Annotated in this window: 23 protein-coding genes; 8 read left to right on the plus strand and 15 right to left on the minus strand. The window is 74.4% G+C overall.

All coding sequences use genetic code 11. The annotated features are described in order from the left end of the window. Positions 1-33: 33 nt before the first annotated feature. Entirely contained in the window at positions 34-603 is a 570-nt protein-coding gene (locus ACLJTM_RS06960) for a helix-turn-helix domain-containing protein (protein WP_411102522.1), read from the plus strand. 25 nt (positions 604-628) lie between these two features. Here ACLJTM_RS06960 and ACLJTM_RS06965 read toward each other — a convergent pair whose 3' ends face one another. The 3 genes from ACLJTM_RS06965 to ACLJTM_RS06975 form a co-directional block, all read right to left on the minus strand. Further along, entirely contained in the window at positions 629-1,474 is an 846-nt protein-coding gene (locus ACLJTM_RS06965; RefSeq protein ID WP_411102523.1) for an NlpC/P60 family protein, read from the minus strand. Between the two features lie 211 nt (positions 1,475-1,685). Beyond that, positions 1,686-5,663: a helix-turn-helix domain-containing protein gene (locus tag ACLJTM_RS06970; protein ID WP_411102524.1), complete on the minus strand. Its 3,978-nt coding sequence runs from the start codon at positions 5,661-5,663 to the stop codon at positions 1,686-1,688. 147 nt (positions 5,664-5,810) lie between these two features. Then, a complete protein-coding gene (locus tag ACLJTM_RS06975; protein WP_411102525.1) occupies positions 5,811-6,176 on the minus strand; it encodes a hypothetical protein in 366 nt (121 codons plus the stop codon). A 400-nt stretch (positions 6,177-6,576) separates the two neighbouring features. On the opposite strand from ACLJTM_RS06975, the gene ACLJTM_RS06980 reads away from it, so the two are divergent. Both ACLJTM_RS06980 and ACLJTM_RS06985 read left to right on the plus strand, forming a co-directional pair. Beyond that, positions 6,577-7,647, plus strand: a complete 1,071-nt coding sequence (locus tag ACLJTM_RS06980) for a nitrous oxide reductase family maturation protein NosD (protein ID WP_411103260.1) — start codon at positions 6,577-6,579, stop codon at positions 7,645-7,647. Between the two features lie 41 nt (positions 7,648-7,688). After that, positions 7,689-8,750 (plus strand): methyltransferase, encoded by a 1,062-nt coding sequence (locus tag ACLJTM_RS06985; RefSeq protein ID WP_411102526.1) that lies wholly within the window; start codon positions 7,689-7,691, stop codon positions 8,748-8,750. A 63-nt stretch (positions 8,751-8,813) separates the two neighbouring features. Here the strand turns inward: ACLJTM_RS06985 and ACLJTM_RS06990 are convergent, their stop codons facing one another. Further along, a complete protein-coding gene (locus ACLJTM_RS06990) occupies positions 8,814-9,071 on the minus strand; it encodes an acyl carrier protein (protein ID WP_411102527.1) in 258 nt (85 codons plus the stop codon). Between the two features lie 32 nt (positions 9,072-9,103). After that, positions 9,104-10,249 (minus strand): SchA/CurD-like domain-containing protein, encoded by a 1,146-nt coding sequence (locus tag ACLJTM_RS06995; RefSeq protein WP_411102528.1) that lies wholly within the window; start codon positions 10,247-10,249, stop codon positions 9,104-9,106. 239 nt (positions 10,250-10,488) lie between these two features. On the opposite strand from ACLJTM_RS06995, the gene ACLJTM_RS07000 reads away from it, so the two are divergent. Then, entirely contained in the window at positions 10,489-12,120 is a 1,632-nt protein-coding gene (locus ACLJTM_RS07000) for an FAD-dependent oxidoreductase (protein ID WP_411102529.1), read from the plus strand. Positions 12,121-12,147: 27 nt separating this feature from the next. On the opposite strand, the gene ACLJTM_RS07005 is transcribed toward ACLJTM_RS07000, so the two are convergent. From ACLJTM_RS07005 to ACLJTM_RS07015, 3 genes are all read right to left on the minus strand, one after another. Then, complete coding sequence (locus ACLJTM_RS07005) at positions 12,148-14,064, minus strand: helix-turn-helix domain-containing protein (RefSeq protein WP_411102530.1); 1,917 nt, start codon at positions 14,062-14,064, stop codon at positions 12,148-12,150. Between the two features lie 38 nt (positions 14,065-14,102). Then, a complete protein-coding gene (locus tag ACLJTM_RS07010; protein ID WP_411102531.1) occupies positions 14,103-15,512 on the minus strand; it encodes an MFS transporter in 1,410 nt (469 codons plus the stop codon). Between the two features lie 149 nt (positions 15,513-15,661). Then, positions 15,662-16,459, minus strand: coding sequence for a 3-hydroxybutyrate dehydrogenase (locus tag ACLJTM_RS07015; protein ID WP_411102532.1), 798 nt, complete (start codon positions 16,457-16,459; stop codon positions 15,662-15,664). Positions 16,460-16,759: 300 nt separating this feature from the next. On the opposite strand from ACLJTM_RS07015, the gene ACLJTM_RS07020 reads away from it, so the two are divergent. Continuing rightward, positions 16,760-16,999, plus strand: coding sequence for a chaplin (locus tag ACLJTM_RS07020; RefSeq protein ID WP_411102533.1), 240 nt, complete (start codon positions 16,760-16,762; stop codon positions 16,997-16,999). Between the two features lie 95 nt (positions 17,000-17,094). Here ACLJTM_RS07020 and ACLJTM_RS07025 read toward each other — a convergent pair whose 3' ends face one another. After that, positions 17,095-17,499 carry a DUF5997 family protein gene (locus tag ACLJTM_RS07025; protein ID WP_411102534.1) on the minus strand — a complete coding sequence of 135 codons (405 nt, stop codon included), beginning with the start codon at positions 17,497-17,499 and terminating at the stop codon, positions 17,095-17,097. Between the two features lie 58 nt (positions 17,500-17,557). Here ACLJTM_RS07025 and ACLJTM_RS07030 point away from each other — a divergent pair, with 58 nt between their 5' ends. After that, positions 17,558-18,349, plus strand: a complete 792-nt coding sequence (locus ACLJTM_RS07030) for a LysR family transcriptional regulator substrate-binding protein (protein WP_411102535.1) — start codon at positions 17,558-17,560, stop codon at positions 18,347-18,349. A 70-nt stretch (positions 18,350-18,419) separates the two neighbouring features. Here the strand turns inward: ACLJTM_RS07030 and ACLJTM_RS07035 are convergent, their stop codons facing one another. Both ACLJTM_RS07035 and ACLJTM_RS07040 read right to left on the minus strand, forming a co-directional pair. After that, positions 18,420-19,079 (minus strand): sigma-70 family RNA polymerase sigma factor, encoded by a 660-nt coding sequence (locus ACLJTM_RS07035; protein WP_411102536.1) that lies wholly within the window; start codon positions 19,077-19,079, stop codon positions 18,420-18,422. 145 nt (positions 19,080-19,224) lie between these two features. After that, a complete protein-coding gene (locus ACLJTM_RS07040) occupies positions 19,225-19,935 on the minus strand; it encodes a hypothetical protein (RefSeq protein ID WP_411102537.1) in 711 nt (236 codons plus the stop codon). 563 nt (positions 19,936-20,498) lie between these two features. Between ACLJTM_RS07040 and ACLJTM_RS07045 the strand changes: the two genes are divergently transcribed. Together ACLJTM_RS07045 and ACLJTM_RS07050 are read left to right on the plus strand one after the other, a co-directional pair. Next, a complete protein-coding gene (locus ACLJTM_RS07045) occupies positions 20,499-21,440 on the plus strand; it encodes an SAM-dependent methyltransferase (protein ID WP_411102538.1) in 942 nt (313 codons plus the stop codon). Between the two features lie 2 nt (positions 21,441-21,442). Next, positions 21,443-22,561 (plus strand): terpene synthase family protein, encoded by a 1,119-nt coding sequence (locus ACLJTM_RS07050; RefSeq protein WP_411102539.1) that lies wholly within the window; start codon positions 21,443-21,445, stop codon positions 22,559-22,561. A gap of 1 nt (position 22,562) precedes the next feature. Here the strand turns inward: ACLJTM_RS07050 and ACLJTM_RS07055 are convergent, their stop codons facing one another. Genes ACLJTM_RS07055 through ACLJTM_RS07070 form a run of 4 tightly spaced genes read right to left on the minus strand, consistent with a single transcriptional unit; the run spans position 22,563 to position 25,315 of the window. Then, positions 22,563-23,963 (minus strand): cytochrome P450, encoded by a 1,401-nt coding sequence (locus ACLJTM_RS07055; protein ID WP_411102540.1) that lies wholly within the window; start codon positions 23,961-23,963, stop codon positions 22,563-22,565. Beyond that, positions 23,960-24,580: a GTP-binding protein gene (locus tag ACLJTM_RS07060; protein ID WP_411102541.1), complete on the minus strand. Its 621-nt coding sequence runs from the start codon at positions 24,578-24,580 to the stop codon at positions 23,960-23,962. Before ACLJTM_RS07060 ends, ACLJTM_RS07055 begins: the two co-directional genes overlap by 4 nt. After that, positions 24,561-24,920: a DUF742 domain-containing protein gene (locus ACLJTM_RS07065; protein ID WP_411102542.1), complete on the minus strand. Its 360-nt coding sequence runs from the start codon at positions 24,918-24,920 to the stop codon at positions 24,561-24,563. The genes ACLJTM_RS07060 and ACLJTM_RS07065 overlap by 20 nt, the downstream gene beginning before the upstream one ends. Beyond that, entirely contained in the window at positions 24,917-25,315 is a 399-nt protein-coding gene (locus tag ACLJTM_RS07070; protein ID WP_411103261.1) for a roadblock/LC7 domain-containing protein, read from the minus strand. Before ACLJTM_RS07070 ends, ACLJTM_RS07065 begins: the two co-directional genes overlap by 4 nt. Positions 25,316-25,319: the final 4 nt, after the last annotated feature.

Raw genomic sequence — 25,319 nt, forward strand, 5'->3', positions numbered from 1 at the left:
GGCCGTGATCGTCCATGCGGTACGTTCACCAGCGTGTCTCGACCCGAACCCACGCCCGAGGCGATCGAGGTCGGACGGGTGATCCGGGCCTGCCGCAAGCAGCGCGGCGTCCCGATGGCCGTCCTCGCCACCCGCTCGGGCCTCTCGCAGCCCTTCCTCAGCCAGCTGGAACGCGGCCTCGCCGCGCCCAGCCTCAGCTCGATCTACCGGATCGCCGAAGCGCTCGGCGTCGCCCCCGGCGCCTTCCTGCGGCCGCCCGCGCGGCCGGGCGCCGTCAGCCATGAGAGCGACCCCCAGGTGATCCGGGTGGACGAGAGCGCCGGGCAGGTCGCCCGCGTGCTGATCCCGGGCGGGCGCAGCGGCCTCATGGAGGCCTACGAGCACCACTTCGAGCCCGGCCGGGGCGAACGCGGCTGGTTCGAACACCCCGGCGAGGACTTCCTCTACGTCCTGGAGGGAGAGGTCCTGCTGGAGGTCGAGGGCGAGGAGCCGCTGCTCCTGCGCGCCGGGCAGAGCGCCCACCACCGGGGCGAGGTGCCGCACCGCTGCCGGCTGCCCGGGGAGTCGCCGGCGCGCACCCTGCTGGTGATCGCCAACGGCTGACCCCGGACCCCGGGACGGCCCCGGGTCAGTCCGCGCAGGCGGGCACCCCGTCCAGCCACGCGGGTCCCCGGACGTAGATGTTGCTGACCCAGGCGCCGTAGTCGGGCAGGTAGGACCAGGCGTCGTTGGTGTAGCCGTCCGAGGTGACGGACTCCGCGTGCTTCTGGCACGCGACTCGGATCGTCGTCGGCCCGGGGAAGGCGTGGACGCGCTCGGCCCGGACGGACGGCCCGGTCTTGGTCCAGACACCGCTGCCCCAGGTCCGGAACAGATGCCCGGTCTCCGGTCCGGGGTCGATGCGCACGGCGCCGTGGTAGTCGCCCGCCGACCGGACGTCGCTGACCATCAGCCGGGTCCCGGACTGCCGGGCCTCCGCCATCCTGCCCGCACCGAGGTAGACGGCGATGTGGTGCAGGCGCTGCGGGGTCCCCCACACCAGCAGGTCGCCGGGGAGCAGCGGGCCGAGGCCCTCGGCCGCGGTGAAGCGTCCCGCCGCCCGGTGCGTGTAGAACTGGCCGGCCGCCACCCCGTCGAGGAGGTCGGAGCCGGCGGCCTGCGCGTAGGCGTACCGGACCAGTCCTGAGCAGTCGAAGCCGAGCCGTTCCGGGTCGTGCGCGCTGGCCGGGTCGTCCGGGTCCACCTGCCCGTACGTGGCACCGGGCTGGGGACCGTGCCCGCCGCCCCAGCTGTACCAGACGCCCGCGTCCACCTGCGCGCAGGCAGCGGCCACGGCCCGCTCGGCCGTGGGCGAGGCTCCCGGGGCGAGGACGGCGCACCGGCCGTCCGCGGCGGCGGCCGCCCCGGCGGGTGGGGACAGGAGGAGGACGAGAAGGGCGGTGAGCGTACCGAGGAGGACGGAGCGGTACAGCATGCGGGACCTCGATTCCGGGACGGGTGAGGGGCGATGGGCGGTGGACGGTCGGGCAGTCGGCGCACAGGCGGCGCGCAGGCGGCGGCACCGGCCCTCCCGACGCAGCCTGGGGGCCGCAGCCCGCGTACGTCGAGGCCCCGCGGGAGCCCCGCGGCAACGGGCAACGGGAAACACCCCGGGAAACCCCAAGGCCGGGCGGGAGCCCACCGGTTCACGACTCCGGGCAGCCGGCGCCGGGAAGTCCGGCGGCGCCGCCCGCCGCCGCGGCCTGCTGCGGGCCGGTCGCCACCCGCAGCCGGCAGACCTCCGCCAGCCGCGCCCCGACGTCGAGGTCCCACAACCGGACGGTGCCGTCGGTGCTGCTGCTGGCCGCCGTCCCCCCGTCCGGGGCGAAGACCACGCCCCACACCGCGTTCGTGTGCCCGGTCAGCGTGGCCCCGAGCCGGCGCCCGGCCACGTCCCACAGCCGCACCGTACGGTCGTTGCCGCTGGAGGCGAGGGTGCGCCCGTCGGGGGAGAAGGCGAGGCCCCGGGCGGAACCGGTGTGCCCCGCGAGGACGGCCTCCGGCCGGTGCCGGCGGGCGTCCCACAGGCGTACGGTGCCGTCGTTGCCGCTGCTCGCCAGGAGCCGCCCGTCGGGGCTGAAGGCGACGCCCCGCACGGCTCCCGTGTGGCCGGTGAGCGCGGCCAGCGGACGGCGGGCGGCGACGTCCCACAGCCGGACGGCCAGGTCGTCCCCGGCGCTCGCCAGGATGCGTCCGTCCGGGCTGAACACCACGTCGTTGGCGAAGTCCGTGTGCCCGCTGAGCGTGGCGAGCAGCCGGCGGCCCGGTACGTCCCACAGCCGGACCGCGCCGTCCGACCCGGCCGAGGCCAGGGTGCGGCCGTCGGGGGCGAAGGCCACCGAGAACACGGTCCCGTGCCCGGCTTCGAGCGCGGCCAGCGGCGCGCGTGCGAGGACGTCCCACAGCCGGATCGTGCCGTCGGACCCGGCGGAGGCCAGGGTGCGGCCGTCGGGGGCGAAGGCCACCGAGAAGACGGTCTCGCCGTGCCCCGTGAGGGTCGCCGCGACCCGCCGCCGCGCCACGTCCCACAGCCGGACCGAGTGGTCGGCCTCGGCGGTGGCCAGCAGGTCGCCCGCCGGACTGAACGCCGCGTGCCACACCTCGGCGAACGGGCGCGCCGTCAGCGTCCGCCCCCGCAGGTCCCACAGCACCACGGACTGGTCGAACCCGGCGGTGGCCAACAGGCTCCCCGCGGAGTCCACGGCCACGCCCAGCACGTAGTCGGTGTGCCCGGCGAGGGTGGCCACCGGCCGGCCGCCGGCGACGTCCCACAACCGGGTCGTCCCGTCGCCGCCCGCGCTGACGACCGTCGTCCCGTCGGGCGTGTACGCGACCGCGTTGACGTCGTCGCTGTGGCCGGCCAGCGTCGCGGCCGGACGCAGCCCCGCCACGTCCCACAGCCGCACGGTCCGGTCGACCCCGCCGGTGGCCGCCGTCCGCCCGTCCGGCGCGAAGGCCGCGCCCAGCACCTCGTCGGTGTGCCCGGAGAGCACGCCGAGCAGCCGCGCCCGGCCGGCGTCCCACAGCCGCACGGTGCGGTCGGCTCCGGCCGACAGCAGGGTCCGGCCGTCCCGGGACCAGGCCAGGGCGTTGACCCGCCCGGTGTGCCCGCTGAGCGAGGCGAGCTCCCGGTGCTCCCCGGCCGCCTCCCACAGCCGGACCGTGCCGTCGGTGCCCGCCGAGGCCAGGGCGTGGCCGTCGGGGGCGAAGGCCAGGGCCCGGGCGCCCGTCGTACTGTCCGGCAGCACCGTCGGCGTCCGGGGGTCGCCGATGCGCCAGAGCCGGGCCGGCCCGTCCGTGGAGGTCGCGGCGAGCAGCCGGCCGTCGGGGCTGAACGCGACCGACCGGACCCGGCCCGGCAGGGTGAACGTCGCGGTCGTGACCCGGTCGGCCATCCGCCGCAGCGCCACCGTGCCGTCGGAACTGGCTGTGGCCAAAAACAGGTTGCCGGGGGCGAAGGCCACCGCGTTCACGGGGCCGCCGTGGCCGCCGAGCCGGGCCACGAAGGGCTGGGCCTGGGTGCTCAGCAGGGCGCCGCGGGCCTCGTCGGTCGCGGCGGTGCGGTAGGCCTCGCCGGCGAGCAGCATGGAGCGTTCGGGCTGGCCGGCGGCCAGCGAGGCGGACTGCAGGGCCAGGGCCCGGGACCGGGCGGCGCGCTCCTGGGCGAGGGCCCCGGCGCGCTGCTGGTAGGCCAGGCCGCCGGCCGTCAGGGCCAGGGCGAGCAGGGCGACGAGAGTGGCCAGCATCCCCTGGCGGCGCCGCACCTGGCGCCGGGCCAGCCGCTGCCGGTCCTCCTCGGCGTCCCGGCCCGCCCGGAGGAAGGCCGCCTCCCGGGGGGCGAGCCGGCTCCAGCCGTCGAACTCGTCCGCCCAGGAGCACACCCCCTCCAGCCGGGTGCCCCGGTAGAGGGCGCTGGGGTCGCGGCCCTCGCGCTCCCATTCGCCGGCGGCGTGCGCCAGCTGCTGCTGCATCAGCAGTCCGGCCCGGTCGGCATGGATCCAGCCGTGCAGGCGGGGCCAGGCGTGCAGCAGCGCCTCGTGGGTGATCTCGACGGTGTCGCTGCCCATGGTGATCAGCCGGGCCCGTACGAAGGGGTCGAGCGCCGCGGCGACGCCGTCGGCGTCGGCCAGCTGGTCCATCAGGTCGGCCCGCCCGATCCGCCGCCGGGTGGCTCCCGCGCCGTCGGCCACGTGGACCAGCCGTACCAGGATCCGGCGGATGGTCCGCTGTTCGGCCGGGTACAGCCCCGCGAAGACGGTCTCGGCGGTCCGGGCCACGGCTCCGCCGATGCCGCCGCTGTGCTCGTACCCGGCGACGGTCAAGGTGGCCCCCTCGCGCCGCTGCCAGGTCGCCATCAGGGCGTGCGAGACCAGGGGCAGGGCGCCGGACGGGGTGTGGCCCGGCCCCGGGCCGGGCTCCGGGGAGGAGCCCGGCCGCTCGTGCAGGCCGGCGTCGCGCAGCAGCAGCGGGACCAGGCCCGGTTCGAGGGCGAGCCCGGCGAGGGCGGCCGGGCGGGTGATCGACTCCCGCAGCTCCGCGACGGACATCGGGGGCAGGACGAACAGCGCCTCGGTGAACACGGAGGCCAGTTCGGGCAGGCCCAGGCAGTCACCGGAGAAGTCGGCCCGCACGCCGAGGACCACGACCGCGGGATCGGGCCCCGGCCCGCAGTCCCGCGGAGGGACGGTCCCGCCGGGACCGGGGCCGCCGGAAACGGCCGGATCCGTACCCCTTGCCGACACCGCACGGAGCACCCGGACGAAGGCGCGGCGCTCCTCCTCGTCGGGGCAGAGGGTGAACAGCTCCTCGAACTGGTCGACGATCAGGACCGGTCGGACAGGCGGCGGTTGCGGACCGGCGCGGCCCCCGGCCAGGGGCTCGGAGAACCGGCGGACCGCCTCCAGCAGGGCGCGCGGCCGCTCCCGGACCTCCCCGGCGGTGAGGCCGGGATCGCTGCCCAGCACCTTCGCGGTGGCCTCCAGCAGCTCCTGCAGCGGATGCGCCGTGGGGGTGAAGCGGACCACCGGCCAGCTTGCGGCGCCCGCCATGGGGAAGCCCCCGGGGCGGCGCAGGGCCGGTACGAGTCCGGCGTTCAGCAGGGAGGACTTCCCGGCTCCCGAGGGGGCGACCAGCAGCAGCGGGCCGTTCCCGGTGCGTTCGAAGACCCGCTCCACGAGGGCGGCCGTGGCACGCTCCCGGCCGAAGAACCAGCCCGCGTCCAGCGCGGTGAAGGCCGGCAGGCCGCGGTAGGGGCAGTCACCCTGCGCCTGCGGTCCGGGCGCCTCGATTCCGGTTCCGTTTGTGTCGGTCGCCGCGGTGCCGACGGGAGCGCCCCCGCCGGGTGGTTCGGCCTCCCGGGCCATCCGCAGGAGCTCGCCCTCCGCTCGCAGGACCTCGTCGCAACGCCGCGCGACATCGACGGTGACACGCTTGGAACCGGTCTCGATCTTGCTGAGATAGCCCTTGCTGTAGTGCGTCCTGCGGGCCATGTCGGCCAGTGACAGGCCGCGTTGCACACGAAGGCGCCGGAGCTGCGCCGGAAAGGACGGCGCGGTGTCTTCGGGTGGTTCGTGCTGGTGATCGGTGTTCCGTCGGCGGTCCGGATCCCCCACAACATCCCCCATGGCAGAGCGCGCCCAGGCGGCGAGATGACGTCGCCAAGGCTATCGCGGGGGTCGGACGGACCACGCCATCCTGATTCCGGTATGACGAGAACAGGATGGCCCGAAGCCGTGGGTCGGCGGCTTCGGGCACCTCCCGTCAGGCAGGGTTCACGGCCGGTTGAGGCGGATCGAGTTGATCGGCCCGAGGTCGGCGTAGACGCCCCGGCCGGCGGCGATGGCGCCGCCGCAGCCCGCCCCGTTGGAACCGGTGCACAGATTGGCGCTGGCGCCGCCGGTCTGGTTGTTGAGGACCCAGTGGTTCCCGAACTGGTTGCTCAGGTTGTGGGCCCCGTAGGCGTAGAAGATGTGGGTCGGCTTGACGGCCGGGTTCTGGTTCTGCGGGTAGATGCAGACCGCTCCGTCCGGGCAGCCCGCCCAGGCGTCGGCCGGGGCAGCCCCGGCCGTTCCGTTGAGCGCGATCACGGCGACGGCGGCGGTCGCGAGCGCGGCGGCGCCGCGGAACATCTTGCGCATGGTTTCCCCTTGTGGGTCGTGCCTCGTGCGGACAACTCCAGGCTTTCCCGGCCGGACCCGGCGGTCGACGGGTTGCCTGTTGCCCGCCGCCGACGGCGGCCGGGAAACCGGCCCTGACCTGCGCCGCCGCTCGCGGGGAGGCAACGGCCCGGGACGGGGGCCGACCGGGGGAGGCGCCCGGCGGGAACGAACGCCGGCCACGTGCCGCCCCGCCCCCTTTCGGACGCCCGCCGTCCGAGGCGGTGCGGGGGCGCGCGTACGGGCCCGCCGCTTCGCCCCTCCCCGGCCCGCGCGCCGGTAGGAAAATGGAGCCGTTTGCGCACCGTGGGTATCCATCCGCTCACCCGGTGTGGCGGGAGGCCGTGATCGCCCCTAGCTTCGGCATGTGACGAACCGACAGATGAAGCACCTCGCCTGCATCGCCCTCGCCATGGCCGCGGGAATCGGCGCGGCCGCGCCCTCCGCAACCGCCGGTGCGGCGGCGGCCCGGCACACGGTGCAGGCGGGTGAATCGATCCAGGAAGCGGTGGACGCCGCCAAGTCCGGGGACACCATCACGGTGATGCCCGGCACCTACCGCGAGAACGTACTGATCACCAAGCGGTTGACCCTGCGCGGATGGGGGCCGCAGACGGTGCTGATGCCGCCGCAGGCCCCGGCTCCGCAGGCCGTCCGTGCGGGCGCGGTCTGCTCGCAGGCCGACACCGGCATCTGCGTGATGGGCACGCCCGAGCAGACCGTCGACCGGGTGACCATCCGGTCGCTGACCGTCTCCGGCTTCAAGCGCAACGGCCTCTGGGCCTCCTACACCGACCGGCTGACCGTCGAGCGGGTGATCTCCGAGAAGAACGGCACCTGGGGCATCGCCCAGGAGCGCTCCACCCGGGGCGCCTTCCGCGAGAACACCGCCCGGGACAACGCGGAGTCCGGCATCTTCATCGCCAACACCGTCGAGCGGGAGGGCGGCGCCACCGACACCCTGGGCGCCGTGGTCCGCCACAACACGATGACCGGCAACCGCATCGGCGTGACGGCCCGGCGGGTCCGCAACCTCAGCATCCAGGACAACACCCTCACCGGGAACTGCGGCGGCGTCTTCGTCGTCGGCGACGAGGGCGAGCCGGGCGCCGGGGCCATGAGCGTCCGCGGCAACCTGATCCACGCCAACAACAAGTTCTGCCGCGGCAACAGCCGCCTCCCCGACATCCAGGGCGTGGGCATCGTGCTGACCGGGGCCGAGGAGACGACCGTGCGGGGGAACTCCATCCGCGACAACGTCGGTGCCTCGCCGCTGTCCGGCGGCATCCTGCTCTTCAAGAGCTTCGTGGGCGCCCAGAACAGCGACAACCTCATCAAGGACAACACGGTGCTGGGCAACAAGCCGGCGGACCTGGCCGACCAGGGCACCGGCACGGGCAACACGTTCCTCGGCAACCGCTGCCAGGTGTCGCAGCCCGCAGGGATGTGCTGACCGGTGTCCGCCGCCACCGCCACCAGGAGAAGAGAGGCCGTATGACCACCGTCAGCCCCACCCCCGCTCCCGTCACCCCCGCCGCCGCACCGGCCCCCGCGCCCGGCATGCGGCTGCGGGAACTCGTCTTCGGCGCCGCCTGCGCCGCGGCCGTCCGGGCGGCCGCCCGTCTCGGCGTCGCCGACGCCCTCGGCGAGGCACCCGCCACCGCCGAGGAACTCGCGGCCGCCGTGCACGCCGAACCGCTGCCCCTGCGCCGGCTGCTGCGCGCCCTGTCCTGCTACGGCGTCTTCCAGGAGACCCCGGACGGCCGCTTCGTCCACACGGAGATGTCACGGCTGCTGCGCGAGGACGACCCGCACAGCCTGCGGTACATCTCCCTGTGGTGCACGGAGCCCTGGACCTGGCAGGCCTGGCCGCTGCTCGACGACGCGGTCCGCTCCGGGGGGAACGTGTTCGAGGGCGTCTTCGGCAAGGGCTTCTTCGACTACCTCCACCAGGACGCGCACGAGTCGGCCCACGTGTTCAACCGGGCCATGACCACGTCCAGCATGCAGTCGGCGCTGGACGTCGCCGAACTCCTGGACCTCACCGGGGTGTCCGAGGTCGCCGACATCGGCGGCGGCCAGGGCCATGTCCTGGCCGGCCTGCTGGAGAAGCACCCGGAGGTCCGCGGCACCCTGCTGGACCTGCCCGGCGTGGCGGCCAAGGCCGACCCTCGGCTGCGGGAGGGCGGCGCGCTCGCCGCACGGACCCGGATCGTCCCCGGCGACTGCCGCGAGGCCATTCCCGTCGAGGCCGACCTCTACATCATCAAGAACATCCTGGAGTGGGACGACGAGAGCACCCGCCGGACCCTGCACAACGTCATGGCCGCGGCCCGCCCCGGAGCACGGGTCGTCGTCATCGAGAACCTCGTGGACGACACCCCGTCGATGCGGTTCACCACGGCCATGGACCTGATGCTGCTGCTCAACGTCGGCGGTGCGAAGCACACCCGGGAGAGCCTCGTCACCCGCCTCACGGACGCCGGGCTGATCATCGGGGACATCCGCCCGGTGAACCCGTACCTGCACGCATTCGAGTGCAGCGTGCCCGGGTGACGCAGCCCGCATGGGCACCCCAGGGCCGGCGCGCCGCCGCCGGCCCCGGGGTGCCCGCGCGACTCAGGCGCCCCGCACCAGGGCGCCGTTGACGAGACTCAGGAACTCCTGCGGGGTCTTGCACCGGTCGGCGTCCGCGGGCAGCGGCCGGCCGTGCCGGTTCTCCAGCTCGCCGACGATGCCGAGCAGCCCCAGCGAGTCCAGGCCCCACACCTCGAAGGCCGAGTCGGGCCGGCTCGCCATGTCGGCGGGGTCGACGGAGATGCCGGCGCCCTTCTTCATCAGGGCGGCCAGTTCCTCGATGGTCAGTTGAGCGGTCATGACGGGGTTCTCCTTGTCGGGGGACGAACGGATCAGACCTCCACCGAGGTCCGCCGATCGGTGATCGGACGCATGGTGGACCGGGCCAGGAAGCGGGCCAGACCGCGGTCGGTGGCCAGCAGGCCCTCTTCGGCCCCGGTGGTCCCGTAGCCGTCGCCTTCGTCGAGCAGCCTCCCGAGGACGGCCGCCTTGCGCTCGCCCTCGACACCGAGGGCCAGGGCCGGCCGGGCGTCGAGCGGGCCGCGCAGGTCCAGGAGCCGGACGACGAGGTCGTCGCGCTGGAAGACGGTGCTGCCCTCGACGGGGTTGGTGAGGTCGTCGACGGCCGCCTCGTCCTGCCCGGCGACCAGCCGGGCGAGCGCCATCCCGTACCCGGGCTTGGCCCGGTAGAACAGCGCGTGCCTGCGCACGTCGGCGCCCTCGTCGCCGCCCGCGGACACGTGGTGGACGGCCGGGAGCGCCGCACGGGTGAAGAACACCCGCGCCGACGCCGGGTCGTCGAGGTCCCGGCTCTGCTCCAGGTACGGGTTGAGGGCCTCTTCGAGGGCCCTGACCTCGGGCTGGCGGGCCACGTGCCGCAACGCCGCGAGGAGGTCCCCCTCGACCTCGATGGCGCGGACGATGCGGTTGCCGTGCATGAACAGCGAGGTACGGCGCAGCCAGGTGCTCTCGTCGACCCTCGCCTGTGGTGAGGCGTAGCCGGCCATCAGCTTCGCGACGACGTCCTCACTGCCGGGCTTGACGGTGAAGGTGAGGGCGTGGCGCACCACGCCGTCCCCGCGCCGGGGCGCGCCCTGCAGACGGCCCTTCACGGGCAGCGGGAGGTCGGGCACGGTCTTGCCGCTCTCCTGCAGCACGCTGAAACGCAGGGAGCGGGTGTCCCGGACGCAGCCGTGCAGCGGCTCGACCGAGCGCAGGTGCTCCTCGCTGCCCAGCCAGGCCAGGAAGGGCGGGGCGCTCTCCCATTCGCTGGTGATGAGCCACTGGGAGGGGTTCTCGATCGACTGGCACAGCTCGTCACTGATGTGCCCGGGCACGGAGGACACCTGCTCGCGCAGGTTCTCGTACACCTGGAGGAACTGCTTCTGGGCGCCGTCGTACAGGTCAAGCAGCAGCACGACCCGAAGCCTGGAGCCGTCGAAGGCGGACTGCGATATCCGTTCCGACAAAGTGGTCATCGTTCTCACTCCTTCGGGACCGTGCCGGGCGCCACGTCCCGTGGCACGCCGTCAGTCCTCGGTGGAATCCGTCGGGTGATCCGCCTGCGCATGCGGCCGGTCGGCCCCCGGTTCTCGGGTGGCGCCACCCGGAATCGATCGTGGTCCGGTACTGCGACCGGCGCGAGAGGGGAGAACCAAGCGGGTGAATGGGAGGCGGAAACGTCCCACTGGCTCCCGCCGCAGGGCATGGAAGAGACATGACGGAAAACGTTGACCATCGTGTACCGGTCCTCATCGTGGGCGGCTCACTGGTGGGCCTGTGCACCTCCCTGTTCCTGGGCCGCCACGGCATCCGGCACATGCTCGTCGAGAAGCACGCCGGTACCTCGATGCATCCCCGCGGACGCGGGATCAACGTACGGACCATGGAGGTGTTCCGGGTCGCCGGCGTGGAGGACCGGATCCGCGAGGCGGCCTCGGTGCTCTGCGACAACCACGGCATCCTCCAGGGCGGCTCCCTCACCGGCGACGACCAGGAGTGGCTGTTCGAGGAGATCGACCCCGGCGGCGCCATCGCACGCTTCAGCCCGTCGACCTGGTGCCTGTGCAGCCAGAACGACATCGAGCCGGTCCTGCAGTCGGTGGCCCCCTCCCTGGGCGCGGACCTGCGGTACTCCACCGAACTGCTCTCCTTCGACCACGACGAGACCGGTGTCACGGCCGTGGTGAAGAAGCGGGACACGGGCGAGCACATGACCGTCCGTGCGGACTACCTGGTGGCCGCCGACGGCCCGCGCAGCCCGGTCCGTGAGCAGCTGCGGATCGGCCAGAGCGGCTCCGGGGACCTCTTCCACAACGTGAGCATCACCTTCCGGTCCCACGGGCTCACGCGCATCGTCGGCGACCGCCGCTTCATCGTCTGCTACCTGACGAAGCCCGGCGCGGACGGCGCCCTGCTGCCGGTCGACAACCACGAGCAGTGGGTCTTCCACGCGCCCTGGCACCCGGACCGCGGCGAGACGCTGGAGGACTTCACCGACGAGCGCTGCACCGACCACATCCGCCGCGCCGTCGGCGCACCCGACCTGGACGTGGTGATCACCGGGAAGGCACCGTGGCACGCCGCGGAGCGGGTCGCGCGGCAGTACGGCTCCGGCCGGGTCTTCCTCGCCGGTGACTCCGCCCACGAGATGTCCCCCACCGGGGCGTTCGGTTCGAACACCGGGATCCAGGACGCCCACAACCTCGCCTGGAAGCTGGCCGCGGTCCTGGAGGGCTGGGCCGGTCCCGCTCTGCTGGAGACGTACGAGAGCGAACGGCAGCCGGTGGCCCGGGCCACCAGCGAGCGGGCCTCGGCCCGCTCGGCCGAGCACAGCCACCCGGGGTACGCCCCCGCCCCCGCGGCGGCCGGCGGACGCCAGGGCGGGGTCCTCGCCGTGGCCATGGGCTACCGCTACAACCAGGGCGCCGTGGTGGGCACCGACCCCGCAGGACCCGTCGTACCCGAGCGGATGCAGCTGTCCGGCGAACCCGGCACCCGCGCCCCGCACCTGTGGCTCGGCCTGGACGGCGCGCGCAAGTCCAGCCTCGACCTGTACGAACGCTCCTTCGTCCTGCTCAGCTCCGAGGGCACGCCCTGGCGGGCGGCGGCCGTCGAGGTCGCGGAACAGCTGGGCATGCGCCTGGACGCGTACGCGATCGGCATCGGCGCGGACGCCGACCTGATCCCCGAGAACGGAGCCGACTGGGCGCAGGCCCACGGCACGCACCCGGAGGGCGCGGTCCTCGTCCGCCCCGACGGGTTCGTCGCCTGGCGCTGGACCCAGGCCGTGGAGGACCCGCAGGCCGTCCTGCACGAGGTCATGAGCACCCTGCTCGGCCGGTCCTGATCGGACCTGGCGCCGGCGCCGGGCCCGTCAGCGGTCCGGCGCCAGCCGGTGCAGCCGCAGCGCGAGCTGCAGTTCCAGGGCCCGGTCCGGGGCGTTCCAGTCCGGTCCCAGCAGGCGCCCCACCCGCTCCAGACGCTGGACCACGGTGTTCACGTGGACGTGCAGCACGTCCTTGGTCCGGGTCAGGCTGGCGCCCTGCACGAAGTACGCCTCCAGGGTCGCGGTCAGCTCCGTGCCGCGGGCGGCGTCGTAGTCCAGTACGGGGCCCAGCGTCCGCGCCACGTACCCGGCCGTGTCCGCCCGGTCGCCGAGGAGCACCCCCACGAAGCCCAGGTCGGCCAGGGCCCCGCCCCGGCCGGCACGGCCCAGCGCCAGCAGCGCGGACAGCGCCCGGTGGGCCTCGGCGTGCGCGGCAGGCAGCCCGGCCGGCCCTTCGGCGGGACCGGCCGCGCCCACCGTGACCTCCGCGGTGACCGCCCGGCCCAGTTCGGCGGCGAGCGCCTGGGCGCGGGGGCCCGGATCCGCGCCCGGCAGGACCAGGACGACGTGCTCGTGGTGGAGCCCGGCCATGCCCCCGCAGCCGTGCGCGGTCCGGGCCGCCGCCGCGAGCAGCCGGTGGCGGGGGACCGCCTCGCACTGCAGGACGAACACCGCCGGCGGCCGGTCCAGGTCCACGCCGGTGCGCCGGGCCCGGCCGGCGAGCCCCGCGGGGTCCCCGGAGGCCGACAGCAGGTCGCCCAGCAGTTCCCCGCGCACCCGGTCCTCGGTCTGCGCCACGGAGTGCCGCAGCAGCAGGAGCAGCGCGGTGACCACGCCCGCCCGTTCGAACAGGAGCCGGTCGGCGTCCGCCAGGTCCGGACGGCCCGTCAGGGCGATGCTGCCCAGCAGCTCCGGCCCGGCCAGCACGGCGCACACCCAGGTCCCGTCGAGGGGGACGGCCCGGCCGCCGGCCCGGGAGGCCGCCACGGCGCGGGCGGGTGCGGCGAGCGGTGGCGTTCCCGTCCGGGCCAGTTCCGCGCCCTCCGCATCGTGGATCACGATCCCGCCGGCCAGGAGCCCGGCGAGCTGCTCGGCCACCCCGGCGGCGTCACCGCCCCGCAGCACCAGGTCGGTGAGCTGGTCGTGGGCCCGCTCCGCACGCCGCATGGCCTCGCTCTGCGCGCGCACGGTCTCGGTCGCGGCCCCCAGGTCCACGAGCGCGGCCCGGGTCTCCTCCAGCAGCCGGGCCCAGTCGATGGCGACCGCCGCGTGGTCGGCCAGGGAGGAGAGCAGCGCCACCTCGTCCGGGGTGAAGGCGCGCGGCGTGCGGTCGGCCGCGTACAGCACCCCGATGACCTGGGCGCCCACCCGCAGCGGCACCCCCAGGATGGCCCGCAGCCCCTCTTCGAGGACGGCGCCGTCGATCGGGGCGGTGTGCCGGAAGCGGGTGTCGCCCTGGTAGTCCCCGGTGGCGTACGGGCGGGCGCTCTGGGCGACCAGGCCGCCCAGCCCCTCGCCCATCCCCAGCCGGACCCGCTGGAAGGCGGCGGCCACCGCACCGTCGGTGACCCGCATGTACGTGTCCCCCGCGGCCTCGTCGTTCAGCGACAGGTACGCGACGTCGGTCCCGAGCAGCAGCCGGGCCCGGTGGACGATGGCCCGCAGCACCGCGTCCAGGTCCCGCAGCGCGGCCAGGTCGCTCGCCGTGTCGAACAGGGCGCTCAGCTGGGCCTCGCGGCGGCGGTGCTGGCCGAGCGTCCGGCGGATCCGCAGGGCCGTCTCGGTGGCCTCGGCCAGCTCGGCGAGCTCCTCCGGGCCCGCCCCGGCCGCCGCGGCCTGCGCGCCGGGACGGCCGAACTCCTCCGCGGGCGCGCTCCGGGCCAGCAGGTCGAGCAGCTGCCGCATGCCGGCGCGGGCATCGGGGCGGGCGGAAGCGGATCCTGAGCCGGTCACGGTGCGGAGCATACGGGCAGGTCCTCCTCGGACGGGACGGGCGGTGGCGGTCAGCCGGAGCGCCGGTCGGCCGGCGTCCCCGCCGGTCCGGACGGGACCCCGCCCGGCGTGCGCGGGCGGGGCAGGACGGCGGCCGGGCCGTCCACGGCCAGGTCGCGGCCCCGGGTCTCCCGGGCGGCGAACACGGTCACGGCGGTGACCAGGGCGGTGAAGGACAGGTAGACGGACACGGGCACCGACGACCCGTAGTCCTTGAGGAGTTCGACCGCGATCACCGGCGCCAGCGCCCCGCCGATGACGGAGGCGAGCTGGGAGCCCATCGAGGCGCCGGAGTAGCGGACCTTGGTGTCGAACATCTCGGACAGGAACGCGGCCTGCGGACCGTACATCGCCCCGTGCAGCAGCAGTCCGACGGTGACGGCGGAGGCGATGACCGGGAAGGACTCCGTGTCCAGCAGGGCGAAGAAGGCGAAGGCCCAGCCGGCCATGCCCACCGCGCCGACCAGGGTGACCGGCCGCCGTCCGATCCGGTCGGACAGGGCGCCCCACAGCGGGATCGTCACGAAGTGCACCGCCGACCCGATCAGCACGGCGTTCAGCGCAGCGCTCTTGGGCAGGCCCAGGTGGGTGGTGACGTAGACGAGCAGGAACGCGGTGAGGACGTAGTACGAGACGTTCTCGCCGAGCCGGGTCCCGATCGCCGTCAGCACCTGGCGCCGGCCCGTGCGCAGCACCTGCAGCACCGGCGGCTTCTCCGCTACCCCGGCCGCGGCCTGCTCGTCCGCCGCGCGCCGGGCGGCCAGGAAGACCGGGGACTCCGAGACGGATATGCGGATCCACAGCCCGATCACCACGAGCACCCCCGAAAGCAGGAAGGGGATCCGCCAACCCCACGCGAGGAACGCCTCCTCGGACTGCACCGCCGCCAGCAGCGCCAGGACGCCGGTGGCGAGCAGGTTGCCGCCGGGCGCACCCGCCTGCGGCCAGGAGGCCCAGAAGCCGCGGTGCCGGTCACCGCCGTGCTCGGAGACCAGCAGGACCGCCCCGCCCCACTCGCCGCCGAGGGCGAAGCCCTGAATCAGCCGGAGCAGGGTGAGCAGCAGCGGGGCGCCCGCCCCGATGCTCGCGTGGGTGGGCAGCAGACCCATCGCGAAGGTGGCCCCGCCCATCATCAGCAGGCTGAGCACCAGCAGCTTCTTGCGGCCCGTCCGGTCGCCGAAGTGGCCGAACACGATGCCGCCGAGCGGCCGGGCGACGAAGCCCACCGCATAGGTCAGGAAGGCGAGCACGGTGCCCGTCAGCGGGTCGCTGGACGGGAAGAACAGGGTGTTGAAGACCAGGGCGGCAGCCGAGCCGTAGAGGAAGAAGTCGTACCACTCGACGGTGGTGCCGACCAGGCTCGCGGCGACGATCCTCCGGATGCCTGACCCGGCCGGGGCGGCCGTTGCGGGGGAGACCATGTGCACCACTCCAGGCGGTAGGCGGGGACGTTCGGTGTCGGCACAACGTAGAAGCCGCCGCAGCGGCGGCCTATGGGCCGGGGCCTCACCATCGGGCCCCGTCCGGTGTGGCCGGGCACCACACCGGGGCTGTCGGGGCGGCGGCGCGCTCAGTGCGCGCCCCAGCCCCCGTCGAGGGAGAGGGAGGCGCCGGTGACGAAGCCGGTGTGCGGGCCGCAGAGCCAGACGACGGCCGCGGCCACCTCCTCCGGCTCGATCAGGCGTTTGATCGCGGAGCGGCTGAGCAGCACGTCCGCCACGACCTCCCCGGGCGCGATGCCGTGGGCGGCGGCCTGGGCCGCGATCTGCCCCTCCACCAGCGGGGTGCGGACGTAGCCGGGGCTGACGCAGTTGCTGGTCACCCCGTGCGGGGCGCCCTCCAGGGCGGCGGCCTTGCTGAGCCCCTCCAGCCCGTGCTTGGCGGCGACGTAGGCGGACTTGTACGGGCTGGCCCGCAGGCCGTGCACGCTGGAGATGTTCACGATCCGCCCCCAGGACCCCGCGTACATGTGCGGCAGGCACTGGCGCAGCAGCAGGAACGGCGCGGTGACCATCACCTTCTGCATCAGCTCGAACCGCTCCGGCGGGAGCTCCTCCAGGGGGGCCACATGCTGGAGCCCGGCGCTGTTGACGAGGACGTCCACCGCGCGCGGCAGGCCGTGCACGGCCCCGGCGTCCGCGAGGTCCACGGCGTGCGCCCGCCCGCCGACCGCCCGGGCCGCCTCCTCGGCGGCGGACCCGTCCAGGTCCACCACGTGCACGAAGGCGCCGGCTTCGGCCAGGGCCTGCACACAGGCCCGCCCGATGCCGCCGGCGCCACCGGTCACGAGGGCGGTGCGCCCCCTGAGGTCCACGCCCTGGGAGCCGCCGGGAAAGCCTGCGGGAACCGCGTCGGATTCGCTCGTCATGGGGGCACACGCTAGGCAGGCCCGTCCTCGCGGCACATGTGCGCGGACCCCACAGTCCGGCGCCCCCCGGTGGGGCGGGACGACATGGTCACGGACGCAACCCGGGCCGGTCCGGCCCCGGGCCGGCGGGGAGGGGGCCCGGAAGGGCCAGCCCGAATGCAGCAGGCGCAGGCCCACCCTTTCGAGGGAACCGTCCCCCCACGGCCCATCGAGCAGGGGTTTCCTGCCGAAGAGAAGGTGCGGCCCCGTGGGGGCCGCGCGACGCACCCGCGTCGTTCTGCAGCAACGAGGAGACGTCTCATGTCCCGTGTTCTGAAGACTGCCGGTCTGGCCCTGGCCGTCGCCGTGGCGATCGTCGGCGGTGCCTCGGCGGCCTCCGCCGACGCCGACGCCTCGGGTGCGGCCATCGGCTCCCCGGGCGTGCTCTCGGGCAATGTGATCCAGGTCCCCGTCCACGTGCCGATCAACCTCTGCGGCAACAGCGTCAACGTGATCGGTCTGCTGAACCCGGCGCTCGGCAACACCTGCGTCAACGCCTGACCCGGCACGACAGCGGGGCGGGGGTCCTCGGACCCCCGCCCCGCGGCGTGGTGCAGTCAGCCGGCCGGCACCCCGGGCGCCCCCGGGGACGGGCCTCAGGCCTGCTTGCCGTCCTGCTTCGCGGCCTGCTCCGCCTTCTTCTCCTTGATCCGGACCGTCTCTTTGCGGACCTCGGCCTGGGTCGCGCGCTCGCGCCGGAGCCACTCGGGCAGCTCGTCCTTCAGCGCCTCGATCTGCTCCGTCGTCAGGGGCTCGGTGACCCCGCCGCGGGCCAGACCCGCGATGGAGACGCCCAGCTTCGCCGCCACCACGGGGCGGGGGTGCGGGCCGTCGGCGCGCAGGTCCTGCAGCCACTGGGGCGGATCGCTCTGGAGCGCAGCCAGCTCGGTGCGCGAGACGACACCCTCCTGGAACTCGGCGGGGGTGGCCTCGAGGTACACACCCAGCTTCTTCGCCGCGGTCGCGGGCTTCATGGTCTGGGTGCTCTGGTGCGACGTCATGGTGCCAAGGGTATCGAGCATGTGCGCTACCTCCGACCACGACCGGTAACCTGGCGGGGTGACAGGCTCGGAAACAACCCCTTCGTTCCGGCTCGCGTACGTCCCCGGAGTGACGCCCGCCAAATGGGTGCGGATCTGGAACGAGCGGCTGCCCGGCGTCCCCCTCGCCCTCGTCGCGGCCCCCGCCGCCGAGGCCTTCGGCGTCCTGCGTGACGGCGCCGCCGACGCGGGATTCGTCCGTCTCCCGGTGGACCGGGACGACCTCAGCGCGATCCCCCTCTACACCGAGACCACCGTGGTCGTGGTCCCCAAGGACCACCTCGTGGCGGCGGCCGAGGAGGTCTCCGCCGAGGACCTCGCCGACGAGATCGTGCTGCACCCCCTCGACGACACCCTGGACTGGGAGAACCCGCCGGGGCGCCCGGCGCTGGAGCGCCCCGCCACCACGGAGGACGCCGTCGAGCTGGTGGCGGCCGGTGTCGGTGTGCTCGTCGTTCCGCAGTCGCTGGCCCGCCTCCACCACCGCAGGGACCTCACCTACCGGCCGGTCTCCGGTGTGCCGCAGTCGCGCGTCGCGCTCTCCTGGCCGCAGGAGGAGACCACCGACCTGGTGGAGGAGTTCATCGGGATCGTCCGTGGCCGGACCGTCAACAGCACCCGCGGCCGCCCCCCGACCCCGCCGCAGCCCAAGCGCAAGCGCCCGGAGGCGGGCGGCGCCCAGCGCAAGCCCGCGGGCGGCAAGTCCGCCGGTGCCAAGGGTGCGCGCGGCGGTTCCGCGGGGTCCGGCGGCAAGGGTGCCAAGGGCGGCGCCAAGGGCGCCCGCCGCGGCAAACCGCGCGGACGCTCCTGACCCCGCCGCCTCCCGGCCCCGTACGCCGACGGCCCGCCGCCCCCGTGCCGGGGCGGCGGGCCGCCGTCGTTCAGGAACCGGCCGCGGCCGGTTGCGCCGACGCTGCCGGGCGGTCCACCGGGCCGTCCGCCGCGGTGTCCGTCAGCAGGGTGACCAGCGCGTTACGGGCGCGCGCGACCCGGGAGCGGACGGTGCCCACCGGGCAGCCGATGGCGAGGGCCGCCTCGGCGTAGGGCAGTCCGAGGAGCTGGGTGAGGACGAAGGCCTCGCGGCGCTCTGCGGGGATGCCCGCGAGGAGCTCGGCGAGCGCTATGCCGTCCTCGAAGCCGGGGACGCCCCGCGGCTGGGCCTGCTCGGCCGCCGCCTGCCAGTCGGCCCGGTCCGAGGTCCGGGGCCGCGCGGCCGCGTACCGGAGGCTGTCCACCACCGTGCGGCGGGCGATGGACAGCAGCCAGGTCCGCGCCGAGGAGCGGCCCTCGAACCGGGGGAGCGCGCCGAGGGCCCGGACGAAGGTGTCCTGCGTGAGGTCGTCGGCCGCCTGCGGGTCGGCGCTGAGGTGGGCCACGTAGCGCCAGACGTCGCGCTGCAGGGAGCGCACGAACCGGTCGGTGCACCGCGGGTCGCCGCCGCGGGCCGCCAGCGCCAGCCGGGTCACCGCCTCGTCGGCTCCGCCGGTCGGCCGGGCGGGCCCGTTCCCGGGCGCGCGGAGGGTGGTCAGGGCAGGGGTCATCGCCTGGTGTCCTTCGGGCAGGATGCGGGTCCGGCGCCGCGTGTCGGGCGGCGCCGGCGAGGTCGTACGGCCGCGCGCCGAAGCGCGCAGCCGATGCCCGGGGCGGGGACCGCGAAGCGGGGCCGCGCCACCGGGGAGCCGGCTGTCAGAGGCCGGCGGCCCCGCGCGGCGGACCCCGCGAGGTGAGGGTGTGGCCCGGCAGGAGCCGGCGCAGCGGCTGCGCCACGTGCTCGCGGCGTCCGCGCATCCGCGGCCGGTGCGGCGGCTGGGGAACGCGGAACACCTGGTGCAGCGGGGCCGGCAGCCAGCCGTGCTCGCGGCGTCCGGGCACCCGCGGCCGGTGCGGCGGCTGGGGAACGCGGAACACCTGGTGCAGCGGGGCCGGCAGCCAGCCGGCGCCCGCGCGCAGCCGGAAGACGCCGCGCTCGCCATACGCGAGCCACGGCCCGCACAGCAGGGCCGCCGGCAGGTGGGCGGCCGGCATGCCGCCGGGAGGGGGGCCCGCCGCCATGTCGTGGTCCGCGGATGCGGCGGGGGCCGCGTGGTGGGCGTGGCATCCGCCCCCGGACATCACGTCGGCGCTGACCGGCGGCGCCGGCGCCGCGGCGCCCGGGGTCTGCGGCCTACCGCACGGCAGGTACCGCACCCACCGCCGGGCGGGCGGCCCGCCGCCGGTGCCTCCGGCGGCAGCAGCGGCCTGGGCGCGGGAGAACCCGCCGTGCAGGAACGCCTGGACGCCCACCGCGGCCCAGGTGACCGCGGCGAAGGCCGCGGCCATCGCCCGCCAGGGCAGGGGAGTTGCCGACGCCACGGCGTGGCCGAGCGCAGTGAGCAGCCCGCAGGTGGCCGCGACCACTGCGGCCCGTACCGCTCGGCAACACCGGCCCGGAATCATGGCGGCTCATCGTGGCAGGACGCACGCGAGAGGGGCACGATCAGGTCGCGAATTGCTCCGATCCTGCTAAACACCGGCAGGGGTGAGCCACGCCGCAAGCCCGCCGGGGGAACCCGCCGGCCGCCCCGACCGGCAACTGCTCCGATCCAGGCGGCCGGTGGCGGCAAGCGCTGCGACCGGAGCGACTGGAACTCCGGCGCTGACGGCCTCCGCCTGGTCGCCGAACTCGGCGTCTCACCGGCGGTGTGGGGACTCACCACGCGATCGGCTCGCCCCTCCCTCTCCTCGCTGCTCCGTCGTCGGGGCAGTAGTCGGACGGAGGGGGCGCGGGGTTCCCGACCGGATGGCCTGGACAGGGATCAGGGCAGAGCTGCACCGACGCTATGACAACTCCGCCGGGATTGTGGTTATTTCAAGTGTGACTATGCTCAATTCTCAAGCGGTTGAGGCGTTTTATCGATCACTGATGGGCAGAGTGGGGCGGCCGATCAACACCCCCACGTGACCGCAGGACCGGAGAACAGATGGACAGCAACCTCGTCAGCCACCCACCCGTACCCGCTGGTGGCCAGTCCTTCGACGAGAGTGAGGTGCCGCTCTACTACAGCCGCAAGACGGCGGACATTCTCCACAAGTACGGCCCCGGGCCCCGGATCCACTTCCACATGGGGCTCTTCGCCCCGGGCGCAGCCCCCAACACCACGGTCTCCCAGAGGGTGCTCAAGCGCCGCATCGTCGAGTCGCAGGAGGCGATAGTCGACCACGCGGCCCGGACCTGGGGTGCGTACGCCACACCGCCCGCCCGGCTGCTGGACATCGGCTGCGGAGTGGGCGGAGGCTCCCTCTACTGGGCGCAGGAGCACGGTTCCACGGTCACCGGTCTGACCGTCGCCGGCGAGCACGTCCCCCTGATCAAGGAGTTGGCCCGCCAGGGCGGAGTGGCGGACCGGGTGGACCCGGTCCTCGCCGACGTCCACGGGTTCACCACCACCGACCGGTACGACGCCGCCTACGCCAACGAGAGCTCCGGCTACATGGACCGCGAGCGCCTCTTCCAGGTGGTCGCCCGCGCACTGAAGCCCGGCGGCTGGTTCGGGATCCAGGAGCACTTCATCTGCCGTCCCGAGTGGACCGAGTTCATCGACGGCTACTACAAGACGCGCCTGGGCACCCTCAGCGAGTACATCAGGGCAGCCGGGGCAGCCGGCTTCGAGCTGGAGCAGGACGAGGACGTCACCGACCGGGTCGCCGAGTTCTGGGTGCAGTCCATGGCCTGGAACACGGCCGAACTGGACCGGGTCGAAGGCACCGGCCGCACGCCGGGCACCGCTCCCGCATCCCCGGCCGCCTGGTCGCGCGAACGGCTCCTGGAGTCCACCGTCACCCACGGCAAGCTGTTCCGGATCTGGCGCGACCACGCGATGGAGACCCGTCTGCTGCTGTTCCGTCTCGGCGGGGGGAGCTGACCATGCCGACCGCCTACGCCGAAGGCAGTCGCCCCTCCCGGATCGGCTGGGAGCTGCCGGCCTTCTACTGCCCCTTCGAACGCGGTCTGATCCACCCCGAGGCCGCCGCGGTGGAGAAGCGCGCCGTCGACTGGATCGACGCGTACGGGATCTACCCGGACGCCACCGAGCGGGCCTGGGGACTGGCCACGAACAGCGCCGAGTTCACCAGCCGGATCATCCCCCACGGCGCTGTCGAGCCGATGGTGCTGTTCACCGAGTGGAACTACTGGGCCTTCTCCACCGACGACTGGCAGGACTCCGAGACCGGGCCCGCCGGCACGGCCACCGTCGCCGACCACGGCGCACGGATGATCCGCACCATCGAAGCCCCCGGCACCGGACTGCTGCCGCCGGGGCCGCAGACCGCCGCCCTGGAGGACCTCGCCGCCCGCACCCGGGCCATGCTCACCCCCGTCCAGCTGCGCCGCTTCGTCGAGGCCGTACGGGAATGGGTGCTCGGCGCCACCTGGCAGGCCGCGAGCGCGGGGCGGACCGCCATGCCCGGCCTCAACGAGTTCGTGGCCAAGCGGATCGCGAGCAACGGCACCCGGTTCACCCTGTCCTGGTGCGATGTGGCGAACGGGATCGCCGTACCGGGAGAGGAGCTGTACACCGCCCCCGTACAGGCCCTCACCGACGCCGCCGGATTCATCGTGAGCTGCGACAACGACCTGTTCTCGTACAACAAGGACGACCACCAGGTCCCCTGGGAGCAGAACCTGGTCAACGTGCTGGCCGCGCGCGACGGGTGCACGCCCGCCGAGGCCCTGCCGGCCGCCTACGCCCTGCGGGACCGGGCGGTGACCCTCTTCCAGCGGCTGCGCGAGCAGATCGGCCGGGACGCCGGCGAGCAGCTGGGCCGCTACCTGCTCTCGCTGGAGCACTGGCTGGCGGGCGACCTGGAGTACCACGTCGGGGCGCCCCGCTACGCCAGTCCGCGCAACCGCAACGCCCTCCCGGTGGACGGCGCGCGCTTCGACATCAGCTGGCGGGACACCCCCAGCGACCCGAGCACCGACGCGCCGCCGGTCCCGGCCATCGCCTGGTGGTGGCAGCAGCTCGACGGCGCCCGCCGCTGAGTCAGCGGCGGCCCCACAGGCGCGCCCACCACGAGCGCCGCGCCGCCGGCGGCACCCGGGGCGGTCCCGCCGGGGCCGCCGGGGCCGCCGGGGCCGCCTCGGACGGGGCCGCCGACTGCTCGCCGGGCACCGGGGTGGACCCGGTGACCGTGGCGACGCGCGGGGTGAACCGCACCGGCAGTGCCACCAGGTGGCGGGACATCAGCGAGGCGGTCCAGTGCAGCTCGCCCTCGTGCACCGCCAGCTCCAGATCGGGCAGCCGGGTCAGCAGGGTGTCGATGCCGGTGTCCGCGACGGCCCGGCCGATGTCCTGGCCGGGGCACTCGTGGGGGCCGCCGCTGAAGGCCAGGTGGGAGCGGTTGCCGTGGACGGGCGCGCTCAGGTCGGGCCGGATCTCCGGGTCGAGGTTCCCCGCTCCGAGCCCGAGCAGCACCATGTCCCCGGCCTTGACCCGGGCCCCGCCGATCTCGGTGTCGCCGGTGGCCCAGCGCCCCAGGACGGTCATCAGCGGCGGCTCGTCCCACAGGACCTGCTCCAGGGCGTCCGGCAGCGTCATGTGACCGCCGGACAGGCTCGCACGGAAACGGCTGTCCGTGAGGATCAGGCGCAGCGTGTTCGCGATCAGGTTGGCCGTCGTCTCGAACGCCGCGATCAGCACCAGCCGCAGGTGCTCGACGATCTCCTCGTCGCTCAGACCCGTGCGGTGCTCCAGCATCCAGGTCGTGAAGTCCCGGCCGGGCACCTGCCGTTTGCGTGCGACGAGCTCCCGCAGGGTGAGCGTGACGTACTCGCTGCTGGAGACGGCCGTCGCGGTGCCCCGGATCATGTCGCGGGCCGCCTCGACCAGGCGCGGACCGTAGGACTCCGGGGCGCCGACGAGCTGGGTCATCACCAGCATCGGCAGCGGCTCGGCGAAGGAGGCGATCAGGTCGGTCCGCCCCTGCTCGGCGAAGGCGTCGATCAGCTGGTCGGCGAAGCGCTTCACGTAGCGCCGCACACCGCGCCGGTCGAACCGCTCCAGGGAGTCGGTGAGTGCTCCGCGCAGCCGCTCGTGCTCGGCCCCGTCGACGAAGTGGCACACCGGCTGCCAGGCCGTCATCGGGGTGAGCGGGTGGTCCGGCGGTACGTTGCCCTCCTGCATGTCGCGCCAGCGGCGGGGGTCGCGGCTGAAGCGCGAGGGGGTGCGGGCCACGTCCAGGTTCTCGCGGTGGCCGAGCACCAGCCAGGCCGGCAGGTCGCCGTGCACGAGGACGGGCGCCACCGCACCGTGCTCGGCGCGCAGCTTCTCGTACAGGCCCATCGGGTCGGCCTCGGCCTCGGGTCCGTACAGCCGGTGCGCGGGGCAGCCGGGCGGCGGGAGGGGCTGGGCCGGGTCCAGGGAGTCGGGGAACGGGCTGGTCACGATGCCTCCGGGGTGACGGCGAGGGAGTGCAGGTAGCGCATCAGCGCCATGAGGACGTCACGGCTGGACTCGCGGCGGCGGGCGTCGCACAGGATCAGCGGCACGGAGGCGGGCAGGTCCAGCGCACTGCGCAGCTCCTCCAGCGGGTGCTCGGGCGCCGAGGGGAAGGAGTTGACGGCGACCACGAAGGGCACTCCGCGCTCCTCCAGGCGGCCGATCACGTCGAAGCTGACCTCCAGGCGCCGTGTGTCGACCAGGACGACGGCCCCCAGCGCGCCCTCGAACAGGCCGTGCCACAGGAACCAGAAGCGCTGCTGGCCGGGCGTGCCGAAAAGGTAGAGCACCAGCTCGTCGTTGAGGGTGATGCGGCCGAAGTCCATGGCCACGGTGGTGGAACTCTTGCGTTCCACGCCCGCCGTGTCGTCGACGCCGACCCCGGCCTGGGTCATCGTCTCCTCGGTGGTCAGCGGGCGGATCTCGCTGACGGCGCCGACGAGGGTCGTCTTGCCGACCCCGAAGCCGCCCACGATCACCACCTTGACCGCCGCGGCGGCGGTGGCCGGCAATATGTCCTCTTGCCGCGGCCCCGCAGGAGCGTCAGAGCTTTCGAAGTCCATCGATCACTGCCTCAATCAATGCCAAGTCCGGAAGTTGGGCCAGGGCGACGGGTGCGCGGGAGAGCACGTGGTCGGCGGCGAGCAGATCGCCCAGGAGAACGGTGACCACGCTCACCGGGAGTGCGAGGTACGCGGAGATCTCCGCCACCGAGAGCGGCGACTGGCACATGCGCAGGATCGACGCGTGCTCCGGCTGCATCCCGGGTCTGGGCCCCGACCTGGCGATGATCAGTGTCACCAGGTCGAGGGTGGTGGCCGATAACGGGCCGCTGCGACCACCCGTGATGACGTAGAGCCGCTCGGGAGTGCCGTCCTCCCACGGGGAGCCCGGGTCGCTCACGCGGGCTGTCCGTCGCGGCGCGGCGGGCTGCTGAGGTGCTCTCCGATCCGCGCCACCAGGTCCCGCATCCGCTGGCCCATCAGTCCGGCGTCGACCCCTTCGTCGGCGAGGACCGCGAGGTAGGCGCCGGCCCCGGCCGCCATCAGGTAGAAGAACCCGCCGTCCATCTCGATCACGACCAGCCGCATCCGGCCCCTGCTGTGGGGGAGTTCGGAGGCGACCGCCCCGGCCAGGCTCTGCAGGCCGGCGCAGGCGGCGGCGAGCCGGTCGGCCGTGTCGGTCTCCGCCCCGTACTGGGCCATGCGCAGGCCGTCGGCGGAGAGAACGATCACGTGGCGGGTCTGCGGAACGCTCTCGGCCAGGTCCTTGAGCATCCAGTCCATATTGGTCTGCATCTGG

The organism is Streptomyces sp. cmx-4-9, assembly GCF_046548835.1.
Classification (GTDB): Bacteria; Actinomycetota; Actinomycetes; order Streptomycetales; family Streptomycetaceae; genus Streptomyces.